Source organism: Glycomyces sp. NPDC046736, from assembly GCF_040645615.1.
Classification (GTDB): Bacteria; Actinomycetota; Actinomycetes; order Mycobacteriales; family Micromonosporaceae; genus Glycomyces.
In genome coordinates, this window is the sequence record NZ_JBEYYO010000007.1 from 85,644 (window position 1) to 98,046 (window position 12,403).

The following is a 12,403-nucleotide window of genomic DNA, read 5'->3' on the forward strand; positions in this document are numbered from 1 at the left end:
CATCGCCGCATCGCCGCATCGCCGCATCGCCGCATCGCCGCATCGCCGCATCGCCGCATCGCCGCATCGCCGCATCGCCGCATCGCCGCATCGCCGCGTGCTTCTGCGACTGCGCGTGCCGCGTGGCATTTCGTTTGCGTTCGGGGACGCGAAAAGCCGCCGGAGGGCATTGCCCTCCGGCGGCGTGCGTCTTATTCGGCGTCAGCCCTTAGCGGGTGACTTTGCCGGCCTTGATGCACGAGGTGCAGACCTTGGCGCGGCGCTTGTTGTCGCCGGAGCCAGTCGCGATGCGGATGGTCTGCAGGTTCGGGTTCCAACGACGACGGGTCTTCTTGTGGGACCACGGGACGTTGTTGCCGAAGCCGGGGCGCTTGGCACAGACTTCACACACGCTCGACATAATCCAAAACTCCTGCTTGACGTTCATTCGGCCCACCCGACGGCGGGCAACCCAACGATTCTAACGGACCGGGATGCGCGGTGCCCATCCAGGTGGCGGGACCTGCGCCACAGCGCCTCGGCGGCGCCTTCCCACCCGGGGTCCGGACCGTTTCCGGACCCGTGTCCGGGCCCCGCACCGCCGAGGCGATGCGCATGCGCCGCAAGCGCACGGGCGACCGGTACGCACCGGTCTGGTCGGTCCTGGGAGGACGCTCGACGGCCGCTCTGTACTGTGGCGGCTGCCGCGGTCGGCTACCGTCGGTGACTCTAGGATGAGCTGTGATCCCGTAGGCTGGCCGCATACAGTGATGTGCCGATGCCCATAGCTTCTTTGGTGAGTCGAACATGAGCAACACCCCGCAGCAGCCCGCCGACGGCTGGCAGCCGCAGCAGCAGCCCCCGGTCTACCGCCCCAACGAGCAGCCGCCGACCGAGGAACCTCCGCCGTGGTCGCCGGAGAGTCAGCGCATGTCTCAGCCGATGAGCCAGCCTCAGCAGATGAGCCCGCAGGTCCCGGTCGAGGACGTCGACGGCACGGTCAAGTACGTCGGCGGCCCCACCGGCATGCCTTCGCAGCCGCAGCAGTACGGGCCGCCCCCGGGCGTGCCGGTCTCGCCGTTCGACTCGCCCGTGCAGCCGCAGCCCGGCATGCCCGCGTCCGATCCCTTCGGCGGCGGTGGCGGGATGCCCGTCTCCGGGATGCCCGCCCCGGGCATGCCCCCGGTCTCCTCGATCCCCGCCTCCGGGATGCCCGTCTCGGCTCCCGGCGGCCAGCCCCCGTACGGCCAGCCGCCCTTCGGCGGCGGCCAGTTCGGCCCCCAAGGCGGACAGCTCGTCCCCGTCTCCGGCGGCGGCGCGCAGCCGTGGGGCGCGCCCGACGCGATCAAGCGCAAGAAGAAGGGCGGCAAAGGCGGCGGCAAGGGCCCGATGTGGCTCGTGCTCGTCGGCGTCCTGGTCATCGTGGTCGCGCTCGGCGTCGGCGGGGTCTTGATCTTCCAGCCCTTCGGCGGCGGCGGCTCCGAGGACCCGACCGGCACGATCAAGACCCAGGAGGCCGGTCCGGTCGAGACCGACCCGGTCCTGGTCGCCGGGCCCGGCGCGCTCCGCTTCGTCTCCAGCGGCGCGGCCACCACCTGGGCCGAAGGCGCCGCGGCGCCCACGGTCTTCAGCTCCGCCACTGGCATCGCCGCCGAAGACGGCACCGGCTCGGCGTACGTGGGCCCGCTCAACGCCGACACGTTCGCGATCACCGCCGATTCGGCGATTGGCGACTTCGCCGAGGCCTTCGACGCCGCGATCACCGCTGAACTCCTCGGCGGCACCCCCGCCGAGGTCACCTCCGAGTCCTACTGGATCGACGGCCGCTCGGGCCAGTTCCGCACCTACACCGGCGCCGACGCCGTCGTCTACGTCGCGCTCGTACAGGCCGAGACCGGCTATGAGGCCTTCGTCGGCACCGCCGCGCCCGACCAGGCCGAGCTGCTCGAATCCCTCCGGATGAGCATCCGCTTCGGCGACCTGTAACGAGGATCGAACCCGCGCCGCTAGGGCGTGTTCGGGAACCCCCGGCGGCCGTTATCCGGCCCATTCGCTCGCTCGCTTCGTTGTCGGCCTTCCCGATCCAACACCGGTATCGGGAAGGCCTTCGGCCTCCCGAGCGAACGAATGGACTCCGATACCGACTCACCGCGAGTTCCCGAACACGCCCTAGCCCCCGCGGTCGGGGGCGCGAGTCGTACCCGCACCGGCACGGGACGACACCGCCACCTGGCCCGGCGGCCGCAGGCACGGCGCTGTCGCGACGGTTCGGGAGCGATCCTGCGACCGGGGAGCGCGGCTTCGGCCAGCGGTGCGGTTCCCACCGGCCGAACAAGCGCGTATCCTCATGGCCCGTGGTGGAAATCCCTGAGACCGGACGCCAGCTCCTCGACGCCGACATCATGCGCGACTGGGCGGCGCGGGCCATCGACTCGCTGACCCGCCACCGCCGCGGCGTCGACGAGCTCAACGTGTTCCCCGTGGCCGACTCCGACACCGCGACGAACATGCTCGCGACCCTCCAGGCCGCCTTCCAAGGCGGTACCCCCGGCCTGGCCCTCGCCGCGCTCCTCGACGAAGCCGCAGGACGGGCCCTGCTCTCGGCCCGAGGCAACTCCGGCGTGATCCTCGCCCAGATGCTCCGCGGCCTCGCCGACGCCTGGGACGCCGACGCGATCGACGCCAAAGCCTTCGCCGCCGGACTGCGCGCGGCCACCGACGCCGCCACCGCGGCCGTCGCCGTCCCCACCGCCGGGACCATCCTCACCGTGGCCGAGTCCGCGGCCTCCGCCGCCGCCAAGGCCGCCCCGTTCGGGCTCGTCTCCACCGCCCGCGCCGCCGCCGAAGGCGCGGCCGAAGCCGTCGCCGCCACCCCCGGCCAGCTCCCCGCGCTCGCCCGCGCCGGAGTCGTGGACGCCGGGGGCCTCGCCCTCGCGCTCATCATCGAGGCGCTCGTGGAGACCCTCACCGGGATGGTCTCGACCGGCGCGCTCGACCTGCTCGAACGCCACCGCGTGCGCGCGGTCGAGGAGACCGAGGAGGTCCCGCGCGAGAGCGGCTCGGAGGTCTACGGCTACGAGGTCCAGTACCTCCTCGAAGCGAACGCGGCCGCCGCGTCCGACCTGCGCCACCGCCTCACCGACCTGGGCGACTCGGTGGTCATCATCGGTTCGCGCGCGGCCGTGGACGTCACCACGTTCAACGTCCACGTGCACGTCAACGACATCGGCGCGGCCATCGAGGCGGGCATCGAACGCGGCCGGGTCCACCGGATCTCGGTGACCCGCTTCGACGACAGCGCCGTCCACCACCCGCCCGCCCTCGACGTCGACCCCAAGCGGGCCGTCCTGGTCGTCACCGCCGCCTCCCGCGTCCGCGAGCTCCTCGAAGGCGAACGCTGCCTCGCCGCCCCGGTCGAGCGCGCCGCCGCCGTGCTCGCTCACGCGCGCGACGCGGGGGCCCCGGACGCCGTGGTCCTCACCGACACCCCCGAGGCCGCCCGCGCGGCCCGTGAGGCCGTCCAGGCCGCCCGCGGCGCCGGGTTCCGGGCCGCCGTGGTCCCCGTGCACGCCGTGGTCCAGAGCCTCGCGGCAGTGGCCGTCCACGACCCCGACCGCGATTTTGACGACGACGTGGCCGCGATGGCCGAAGCGGCCACCGCCTGCCGTGTAGGGGAGTTGCGCTCGCAGATCGAGGGGATCGCCGTCGCCGTCGGCGAAGCCGACTTCGGGATCTTCGACGAACCCGAGCAGGCCGCCCGTGACCTGGCCGACCGCCTCTGCGAGGCCGGGGCCGAACTGCTCACCGTCCTGCCCGGCGCCGGGTCGCGCCCCGAAACTGTCACAGCCTTGAGCGATCATGTCCGCGAGGCGTGGCCGCTGGTCGAAGTCCAGCATCTGCCCGCCGGAGACGACGAACCGCTGTTGCAGATCGGAGCCGAATGACCATCGGGCTGGACACCCGCCTGCGCGAGGTCCTGGGCAAGGCCACCGCGCAGACACTCGCCGACGGGCTCGGCCTGGAGACCGCCGGGGACCTTTTGGGCCACTACCCCTTCCGCTACGCCCAGCGCGGCGAGCGCACCGACCTCGGCTCCCTCGCGCTCGGCGAGGAGGTCACCGTGGCCGCGCAAGTGCGCGCGGCCGTCAAGAAGACCTTCACTCCACGCGGCGGCAAGGCCCGCCGCCGCGACCTCCTCGAAGTGATCGTGGCCGACGAGGCCGGGCGGTCCCTGACCCTCACGTTCTTCAACCAGTCCTGGCGCGCGAAGGAACTCACCGCCGGACGCTGGGGCCTGTTCGCCGGGAAGGTCGCCCAGTTCCGCGGCCGCCTCCAGCTCAACTCGCCGCAGTACCAGCTCCTCGCCGAAGACGCCGACGACCAGGCCGGCGCCATCGAGGAGTTCGCCGGGACCCTCATCCCGGTCTACCCGGCCACCGCCGAACTCCCCACCTGGAACATCGCCAAAGCCGTCCGCACCGTCCTCGACCTCGTCCCCTCACCCCCCGACCCGCTCCCCGGCACCGTGCGCGGGCGCCTCGGCCTCCTCGACTACGGCACCGCCCTGCGCCAGATCCACCGCCCCGACTCCCACGAAGCGCTCGGCGCGGCCAAGAAGCGCCTCAAATGGCAGGAGGCCCTGGTCCTCCAGACCGTCCTGGTGCGCCGCAAGGCCGCCTCCGCCGCCGAGGCCGCCACCCCCTACCCGAGGGGCGGCGCGATCCTCGACGCCTTCGACGAGCGCCTCCCGTTCGAACGCACCGCCGGGCAGATCCAGGTCGGCGCGGAGATCGCCGCCGAGATCGCCCGCCCCCACCCGATGCACCGCCTCCTCCAAGGCGACGTCGGCTCCGGCAAGACCCTCGTGGCGTTGCGCGCGATGCTCCAAGTCGTGGCCCACGGCGGCCAGGCCGCCCTCCTGGCCCCCACCGAAGTCCTCGCCGCCCAGCACCACCGCTCCATCACCGAGATGCTCGGCGACCTCGCCGAAGGCGGCGCGCTCGGCGCACCCCCCGAGGCCACCCGCGTGGCTCTCCTCACCGGCTCGGCCACTGCCGCCCAGCGACGCGCCGTCCTCGAAGACGTCGGTTCCGGGGCCGCCGAGATCGTGGTCGGCACCCACGCGCTCCTCTACGAAGGCGTCGACTTCGCCGACCTCGGCCTCGTCGTGGTCGACGAGCAGCACCGCTTCGGCGTCGAACAGAGGGACACGTTGCGCGCCAAGGCCGGAAGGCCCCCGCACACCCTCGTCATGACCGCCACCCCGATCCCGCGCACCGTGGCCATGACCGTCTACGGCGACCTGGAGACCAGCCGCCTCACCGAACTGCCCGCGGGCCGCAGCCCCATCGCCACCCACGTCGTGCCCTATACCGACCAGCGCTGGATGCAGCGCACCTGGGACCGGGTCCGCGAAGAGGTCGCCGCGGGCCGCCAGGCCTACGTCGTGTGCCCCCGCGTGGGCGACACCGAACCCAAGACCGAAGGCGACCGCCGCCCGCCGCTGGCCGTCATCGAGGTCATCGAGCAGCTCCGCGAAGGCCCCCTCCAGGGCCTTCGCCTCGGCCTCCTCCACGGCCGCCTCGACGCCGACGAGAAGGACCGCGTCATGCGCGCCTACGCCGCGGGCGAGGTCGACGTCCTCGTGGCCACCACCGTGATCGAGGTCGGCGTCAACGTCCCCAACGCCACTGCGATGGTCATCCTCGACGCCGAGCGCTTCGGCATCTCCCAGCTCCACCAGCTCCGCGGCCGCGTCGGCCGCGGCACCCACCCGGGCCTGTGCCTCCTGGTCTCGGAGGCCCACGAGGCCAGCACCTCACGCGAACGCCTCGACGCGGTCGCCTCCACCACCGACGGCTTCGCGCTGGCCGAACTCGACCTGGAGCAGCGCCGCGAAGGCGACGTGCTCGGTGCTGCGCAGTCCGGCGTCAAATCGCACGTGAAACTCCTTTCACTGCTCAAGGACGCCGACATCATCGCCGACGCCAGAGCCGAGGCCGCCGCGCTCATCGGCGCCGATCCCTCGCTCGAATCCGAGCCCCGTTTCGCGGCCCTCGTGGACGACCTGGCCGCCGACCGCGGCGAGTACCTGGAGAAAGGCTGAATCCTATAGGATATATCCTGTAGGATTCAGCGGCCGTAAGGGGGTAAGGGGCCCGCGCGCGACGCCGAGGGCACTCGCGTTCCCCGCGAGCGGATTACAGTAGGGCCCAAATGACTAGGATCATCGCGGGCAGCCTCAAGGGCCGCCGTCTCGCCACGCCACCGGGGGACCGCACCCGGCCCACCTCCGACCGGGTCCGGGAGGCGCTGTTCAACTCCCTCGCCCCCGGCGGCGACCTCGAAGGACTCCGCTTCGCCGACCTCTACGCCGGGTCCGGCGCGGTCGGGATCGAGGCCCTCTCGCGCGGCGCCGCAGCGGCCCTGTTCGTCGAATCGCACTCCCTCACCGCGAAGCTCCTGCGCCGCAACATAGCCGACCTCGGCGTCACCGGCGCCGAAGTCGTCGCCGCCTCCGTCGAGAAGGTCCTCCAGAACGCCCCCGGCGAACCCTTCGACATCGTGTTCGCCGACCCCCCGTACGCGGTCACCGACCAGGCCATCGCCGACGTGCTCGCGTCCCTGGTCGAGAACGACTGGCTCGCACCGGACGCCGACGTGGTCGTCGAACGCGGCGGCAAGGCCGCCGCCGTCCCGTGGCCGCCCCAGATCGCAGAAGACCGCATCCGCCGCTATGGCACCACGGCTCTTTGTTACGGTCACGCGCTGTGAGTTTCGATCGCACAGGAACACCAGAAGCACGGATCGCCGTCTGCCCGGGGTCATTCGATCCGGTGACGTACGGTCATCTCGACATCGTCGGACGGGCCGCCCAGTTGTACGATGAACTGTGGGTCGCGGTCTTCCACAACGCCTCAAAGAACACGCTGTTCAGCGTCGAGGAACGAGTGGAGCTCCTCCGCGAGACCACCGCGGACATTCCCAACGTGCGAGTGGCGTCCTCCCAAGGACTCGTCGTCGACTTCTGCGTCAAGCACGGAGCCGGCGTCCTCGTCAAAGGCGTCCGCGCGGTCTCGGACTTCGACTACGAACTGCAGATGGCCCAAATGAACTACGGCTTGCGAGGCATCGAGACCGTGTTCATCCCTACGAATCCCCTGTACTCCTTCCTCTCCTCCTCGATGGTCAAGGACGTGGCGAAATGGGGCGGCGACATTTCGCCCTACGCCCCCGAAATCGTCCAGTCTCGACTCATCGAGCGTTTGGGACAGGATTAGCCACGTTTCAGACCCTCATCCGGGACAATGTCCCAATGAATGACATCGACGGGAGCAAATCGGTGGGTGCGCTCGACCGGATCGAAGAGATCATCGCCTACGTGGAGCAGGCCAAGGCCGTGCCCATGTCACGCGCCTGCAAGGTCGACCGAGCGGAGATGATCGCCCTGCTCGAAGAGCTCCAGGCCGACCTCCCCGGCGACCTGCGCCGCGCCGAGGCGATGCTCCAGGAACGCGACAAGATCATCGACGCCGGCGAACGCGAGGCCGAGCGCATCATCAACGAGGGCGAGACCGAGCACGCGCGCCTGGTCTCGCGCCACGAGATCACCGTCTCGGCCGAGCACGAGGGCAACCGCATCATCGCCGAGGCCCGCGGCGAGGCCCAGCGCCTCCGCGACGAGGTCGACGAGTACGTCGACACCACCCTGGCCAACTTCGAGCAGTTCCTCCACCGCGCCCTCTCCGGCGTCGAACGGGGCCGCGACAAGATGCACACCCTCCGCGAGATCGGCTCCTTCACGCCGCAGCAGGAGCAGCCCGAGGAGGAGAAGCCCCTCCCGCAGATCTGATCCCCGGATCTGACTCACGCCCGCGAATGCCGGGTAGGCGCTGCTCCCGGGGTTGATGTAGCATTACCGGTCGGCCTCGATCGAGGCGCATCTCCCTGACGTAAGGACCGCAGTACACCCATGACGACCGTTCCGGATCCCACCGCGCCGCTGGTGTTCGACACCGCGGAGCTGGGGCGCACCTCGGGCTCGACGACGCACGTCGCGCTCGAAGTCCCCGCGCCCGCCGATCTCGGTCTGCCCGGGTACGCCGTCCCCGCCGGGGCCCCGCTCGCACTCGACTTCGACCTGACCTCGGTCAGCGAAGGGGTCCTCGTCTCCGGCGAGGTCGCGGGCGTGGCCGAAGGCGAGTGTGCGAGGTGCCTCGCACCCGTGCAGGACGCTCTCAGCGTCCGGGTGCAGGAGCTGTACGCTTATGAAGGCTCCGTCACGGAAGCGACCACGGAAGCCGACGAGATCTTGCGGCTCCAGGGGGACATGCTCGATCTGGAGCCCGCGGTTCGGGACGCGCTGGTGCTGGCGATGCCGGTCACCCCGCTGTGCCGACCTGACTGCCCGGGACTGTGCGCCGATTGCGGCGTCCCCTGGGATGAACTGCCCGCAGGCCACGGTCACGAGACCGTGGACCCCCGTTGGGCCGGTTTGGACAAGCTTCGACTCGCCGACGGCGAATCGAAATAGCACAGCGTATAGGTATGGAGTTCTGAAGTGGCTGTTCCGAAGCGTCGTACGTCGCGCAGCAACACCCGGCACCGTCGGTCGCAGTGGAAGGCGACCCCGGTGCAGCTGGTCGAGTGCCAGCAGTGCCACGCCAAGAAGCGCGGCCACCAGGTCTGCGAGGTCTGCGGCACGTACAAGGGCCGCCAGGTCCTCGAGGCCTAAGTCCTCTCGCGCATGGGCGACAAGGCGATACAGCATTTCGAAGCGGTGTTCGGGGTTCGTGCATTCGACCCCGACCTGCTGCGTCTCGCCCTGACGCACCGGTCCTACGCCTACGAGCACGGCGGCCTGCCCACCAACGAGCGCCTGGAGTTCCTCGGGGACTCCGTGCTCAGCCTGGTGGTCACCACCGCGCTCTACCGCAATCACCCGGAACTGCCCGAAGGGCAGCTCGCGCGCCTGCGCGCCTCCGTGGTGAACATGAAGGCGCTGGCGGGTGTGGCACGCCGGATGGGCGCGGGCGGTATCGGCCCGCACCTCATGCTCGGCAAGGGCGAGGAGTCCTCGGGCGGCCGGGGCAAGAACTCGATCCTCGCCGACGCGGTGGAGGCGCTGCTCGGCGCGGTCTACCTCCAGTACGGGGTCGAGATCGCCACGCGGGTGGTGCACCAGTTCTTCGACCCGCTCATGGAGGAGGCCGCAGGCCAGGGCGCGGCCCTGGACTGGAAGACCAGCCTCCAGGAGCTCACGGCCGATTCGGGCCTCGGCGTGCCCGAGTACCGCATCACCGAGTCCGGTCCCGACCACGCCAAGCAGTTCACGGCCTGGGCCGTGGTCGCGGGCGAGGAGTTCGGCGAGGGCACCGGCGGCTCGAAGAAGGACGCGGAGCAGATCGCCGCGCAACTGGCGTGGCAGGTCTTGTCCGAACGCATGGGCGTCAAGCAGCGCTGAGACTCGACGAAAGGGCGGCACCGGGTTCCGGGGCCGTCCTTTTCGCGTGCCCCCAATACCATCCCAAACCCCCACCCACCCAAGGGGAGAAGGAAGCGCCAATATTCGCGCGGGGGTCCGACAAGATCGGGCTCGAATCGGGTCGTGGGGGCCGAAAGTCGCCCGAAAGAGTGAACGAAGGCCGGGGCGCGGCTGCTTCTGACACGTGGGGCAGCGGTGAGTGGTGGAGCGAGTGGCTCGGCTACTTCTGGCACTTGGGGCAGTAGTGGGCCGAGCGGTCGCCGATGACTTCCCGCGCGATCGCGGTGCCGCAGCGGCGGCACGGCTGGCCCGCCCTGCCGTAGACGGCGAGTTCGCGGGCGAAGTACCCGGCCTCGCCGCGGGCGTCGACGTAGAGCTCGTCGAACGAGGTGCCGCCGACCGCGAGGGACTCGGTGAGCACGTCCTTGACGTGCCCGAGCAGTTCGAGGGCCTTGCGGCGCGAGAGCGAGTCACCGGTGCGCCTGCCGCGCAGGCGGGAGCGCCACAGGGCCTCGTCGGCGTAGATGTTCCCGACCCCGGAGATCCACCCCTGGTCGAGCAGGGCCTTCTTGACCTCGATGCGGCGCTTGAGGAGCCGGTCGGCGCTCATTGAGGCGTCGAACTCGGCCTCGAACACGTCGGGCGCGATGTGCCCGAGCGTCTTCGGGACCGCGCCTTCCATCTCGGCGAGTTCCCAGAACCCGAAGGTGCGCTGGTCGATGAACCACAGTTCGCGCTCGTCGGTGAACCGCATCCGGCCGCGCAGGTGCTTGTGGGCCGCGCGGCCGTCGGTGACCACGTGGAGCTGGCCGCTCATGCCCAGATGGCACACGAGCGCGCGATCGTCATCGAGGCCGAGCCACATGAACTTGCCGCGCCGCCCGCTCCCGGTGATCGCCAGGCCCCGCAGGCCCGCCTGGAAATCGGCGATGCCGGGGGCGTGGCGGCGCACGGTCCGCGGGTTGTAGACCTCGACGGCGCTGATGCGGCCGCCGCGGAACGCGGCGTCGACTCCGCGGCGGACCGTCTCGACTTCAGGTAGTTCAGGCACGTCCCAAGTATGACCGGGGCGCCGCGGCGCCCCGTCCCGGCCGCTAGCTCAGTTGCGGGTGCTGCTCCCTGACGGTGTCGATGCCGTAGTTCAGCGCGAACGCGATCGCGGCCAGCCGGGAGTTGACGCCGAGTTTGCCGAGCACGTTCTGGACGTGGGACCGCACGGTGGAGACCGAGACGCCCATCTGGGTGGCCATCTGGCTGGTGGGTTCGCCGCGCACGATGCGGCGCAGCACGTCGTCCTCCCGGGGCGTGAGGTGGTGTGCGAGTTCGAGCGCGTCCTGGTCGCCGAGGAGCGGCGCGGGCTGGAGCGCCGCGCGCAGCAGCTGCGGATCGTAATAGGGCGGACTGTGCAGTCCGGTGTCGATGGCGTGCAGGAGATCACCGGGCATGATGTGGGTGTTGGCTATTCCCGCGGCCGACACCGAGACCGCTTTTCGCAGTACCGAGCCGTCCTCGCGGTCGGTGATGAGGAATACCGGCCGCTTGCAGTCGGTCAGGACCCGGTTGCGGGAGACCGCTTCGAGTGCGACCAGACAGCAGTCGATCTGCTCGTTCGCGGCGGCGAGCGCGCGGGCGCTGCGGGCCTCGACCGGGATGTCACCGCGTCGGTGGAGCAGGGGTCGGATGCTGGCGGAGAAGACCTGGTTCGGGTCGTACAGCATGACACGCACGGTTGGCACCTCGTCCTTCAGGTTTTTCGCGCCTCCCCAGTCGCGCACCCGTTCAGGCGGCCACACCAGCATGACTGTTGGTAATCGTCCAGTCCAGCGTTGAGTCGGATGGACGACAGTAAGAGGTCTGGTCGAGGTTCACCTGCGATAATGCGCGGCGATCAGCCGAAGTTCTGGACCCAGTAGAGCGTGCCGCCCCGGTCGGCCACGCCGATCCCGATGACGTCGTAGCCGCAGTTGAGGATGTTGGCGCGGTGGCCTTCGGAGTTCATCCAGCCCTCCATGACCGCTTCGGCGTCGCGGTAGCCGTACGCGATGTTCTCGCCCACGCCGCCTTGGTAGCCCTGCGCATTGGCCCGGTCGGTGGGGCTGCGGCCGTCCTGCGAGGTGTGGTCGAAGTAGTCGTTGGCGGCCATGTCCTCGGCGTGCAGCCGGGCCGCGGTGTCCAGGCGCGAGTCGCGTTCGAGCGGGTCGCAGCCGGCCGAGCCGCGCTCGCGGTTGACGATGTCGAGCACGGCCGACTCGGTGTCGGCGTAGGCCGAGCCGCCCCCGGAGTTCCCGCCGTCATCGCCCCCGTTGCCGCCGCTGTCGCCCTCGTCCGCGGCGGACGTCTCCTCGGTGGTCGTGGGCGCTTCGCTGCTGGGGGCCTCTTCGGCCTCTTGCGCGCGGATGTCGGCTTCGCCGAGGAGCAGTTCGGGGAGGACTTCGGCGGTGGTCTCCTCGACCGAGCCGCCCTTGCCGCCGTCGTGGGCGGCCGCGCCGTCCAGTGGCGAGTCGAGCGCCCACAGTGAGGTCGCCGCGGCCGCGAGACCGAAGGTCGCCAGGATCGCAAGGAACAACTTGCGGCGGCTCTCGGCGGGATCGCGGTGGCGTCCGCCCTGGAGTCTGCGCATGGGGTACGGCCTCGTCACGTGGGGTTACGTGTGGAATATTCGGATTTTCCGCGAACCTACCAGGTTCGCGTCCGCCCCGCGAGGCCCGATCCTGGCGTGAGCTACCCCCATAGGTGTGACCCCCGTCGAATCTGGGGGTCAAACCCTGTGCAAAGCTTGACGAAGACCGCCGATTGGGCGGAAGATAGTGGGTGACGGCCAGTGTTCACGAGCCGTGCTCCACTGGTCCGGCAAGGGGCAATCGGCCCCGGCGGCTAACAAAATTCACTCAGCAAATGCGACGTTATTCGTGGTGCGTACGCCAACGCCACCACTCGACG

At 70.4% G+C, this 12,403-nt stretch carries 13 protein-coding genes and 1 pseudogene; 10 read left to right on the top strand and 4 right to left on the bottom strand.

What is annotated here, in order from left to right; all coding sequences use genetic code 11:
* Nucleotides 1–212, top strand: a pseudogene (locus tag AB0B28_RS09450) (hypothetical protein); the annotation flags it as partial.
* On the opposite strand, the gene rpmB reads toward AB0B28_RS09450, so the two are convergent.
* Nucleotides 209–400, bottom strand: a complete 192-nt coding sequence (gene rpmB / locus AB0B28_RS09455; protein ID WP_030157716.1) for a 50S ribosomal protein L28 — start codon at nt 398–400, stop codon at nt 209–211. The pseudogene AB0B28_RS09450 and the gene rpmB overlap by 4 nt on opposite strands.
* A 386-nt stretch (nt 401–786) precedes the next feature.
* Between rpmB and AB0B28_RS09460 the strand changes: the two genes are divergently transcribed.
* The 9 genes from AB0B28_RS09460 (at nt 787) to rnc (ending at nt 9,442) form a co-directional block, all read left to right on the top strand.
* Nucleotides 787–1,965: a hypothetical protein gene (locus AB0B28_RS09460; protein ID WP_360118987.1), complete on the top strand. Its 1,179-nt coding sequence runs from the start codon at nt 787–789 to the stop codon at nt 1,963–1,965.
* 368 nt (nt 1,966–2,333) lie between these two features.
* Complete coding sequence (locus AB0B28_RS09465) at nt 2,334–3,923, top strand: DAK2 domain-containing protein (RefSeq protein WP_360118989.1); 1,590 nt, start codon at nt 2,334–2,336, stop codon at nt 3,921–3,923.
* Nucleotides 3,920–6,085 carry an ATP-dependent DNA helicase RecG gene (gene recG / locus AB0B28_RS09470; protein WP_360118991.1) on the top strand — a complete coding sequence of 722 codons (2,166 nt, stop codon included), beginning with the start codon at nt 3,920–3,922 and terminating at the stop codon, nt 6,083–6,085. Before AB0B28_RS09465 ends, recG begins: the two co-directional genes overlap by 4 nt.
* A gap of 110 nt (nt 6,086–6,195) precedes the next feature.
* Nucleotides 6,196–6,753, top strand: coding sequence for a 16S rRNA (guanine(966)-N(2))-methyltransferase RsmD (gene rsmD / locus AB0B28_RS09475; protein ID WP_360118993.1), 558 nt, complete (start codon nt 6,196–6,198; stop codon nt 6,751–6,753).
* The gene (gene coaD / locus AB0B28_RS09480) at nt 6,750–7,259 is read left to right on the top strand and encodes a pantetheine-phosphate adenylyltransferase (protein ID WP_360118995.1); all 510 of its coding nucleotides are present in this window, start codon (nt 6,750–6,752) and stop codon (nt 7,257–7,259) included. The genes rsmD and coaD overlap by 4 nt, the downstream gene beginning before the upstream one ends.
* 62 nt (nt 7,260–7,321) lie before the next feature.
* The gene (locus tag AB0B28_RS09485) at nt 7,322–7,831 is read left to right on the top strand and encodes a hypothetical protein (protein WP_360119151.1); all 510 of its coding nucleotides are present in this window, start codon (nt 7,322–7,324) and stop codon (nt 7,829–7,831) included.
* Between the two features lie 120 nt (nt 7,832–7,951).
* The gene (locus AB0B28_RS09490) at nt 7,952–8,512 is read left to right on the top strand and encodes a YceD family protein (RefSeq protein WP_360118997.1); all 561 of its coding nucleotides are present in this window, start codon (nt 7,952–7,954) and stop codon (nt 8,510–8,512) included.
* Between the two features lie 27 nt (nt 8,513–8,539).
* Complete coding sequence (gene rpmF / locus AB0B28_RS09495; RefSeq protein WP_360118999.1) at nt 8,540–8,713, top strand: 50S ribosomal protein L32; 174 nt, start codon at nt 8,540–8,542, stop codon at nt 8,711–8,713.
* Nucleotides 8,714–8,725: 12 nt separating this feature from the next.
* Complete coding sequence (rnc, locus tag AB0B28_RS09500; protein ID WP_360119001.1) at nt 8,726–9,442, top strand: ribonuclease III; 717 nt, start codon at nt 8,726–8,728, stop codon at nt 9,440–9,442.
* Between the two features lie 241 nt (nt 9,443–9,683).
* On the opposite strand, the gene mutM is transcribed toward rnc, so the two are convergent.
* The 3 genes from mutM to AB0B28_RS09515 form a co-directional block, all read right to left on the bottom strand.
* Nucleotides 9,684–10,514 (bottom strand): bifunctional DNA-formamidopyrimidine glycosylase/DNA-(apurinic or apyrimidinic site) lyase, encoded by an 831-nt coding sequence (mutM, locus tag AB0B28_RS09505; protein ID WP_360119003.1) that lies wholly within the window; start codon nt 10,512–10,514, stop codon nt 9,684–9,686.
* A 43-nt stretch (nt 10,515–10,557) separates the two neighbouring features.
* Nucleotides 10,558–11,181: a response regulator transcription factor gene (locus AB0B28_RS09510; RefSeq protein ID WP_360119153.1), complete on the bottom strand. Its 624-nt coding sequence runs from the start codon at nt 11,179–11,181 to the stop codon at nt 10,558–10,560.
* 170 nt (nt 11,182–11,351) lie between these two features.
* Nucleotides 11,352–12,083: a CAP domain-containing protein gene (locus AB0B28_RS09515; protein ID WP_360119005.1), complete on the bottom strand. Its 732-nt coding sequence runs from the start codon at nt 12,081–12,083 to the stop codon at nt 11,352–11,354.
* Between the last annotated feature and the right edge of the window lie 320 nt (nt 12,084–12,403).

Coding starts and splice junctions, on each gene's coding strand:
- recG (WP_360118991.1), top strand. CDS start 3,920: ATGACCATCGGGCTGGACACCCGCCTGCGCGAGGTCCTGGGCAAGGCC.
- AB0B28_RS09460 (WP_360118987.1), top strand. CDS start 787: ATGAGCAACACCCCGCAGCAGCCCGCCGACGGCTGGCAGCCGCAGCAG.
- AB0B28_RS09490 (WP_360118997.1), top strand. CDS start 7,952: ATGACGACCGTTCCGGATCCCACCGCGCCGCTGGTGTTCGACACCGCG.
- rpmB (WP_030157716.1), bottom strand. CDS start 400: ATGTCGAGCGTGTGTGAAGTCTGTGCCAAGCGCCCCGGCTTCGGCAAC.
- AB0B28_RS09515 (WP_360119005.1), bottom strand. CDS start 12,083: ATGCGCAGACTCCAGGGCGGACGCCACCGCGATCCCGCCGAGAGCCGC.
- AB0B28_RS09510 (WP_360119153.1), bottom strand. CDS start 11,181: ATGCTGTACGACCCGAACCAGGTCTTCTCCGCCAGCATCCGACCCCTG.
- rsmD (WP_360118993.1), top strand. CDS start 6,196: ATGACTAGGATCATCGCGGGCAGCCTCAAGGGCCGCCGTCTCGCCACG.
- rnc (WP_360119001.1), top strand. CDS start 8,726: ATGGGCGACAAGGCGATACAGCATTTCGAAGCGGTGTTCGGGGTTCGT.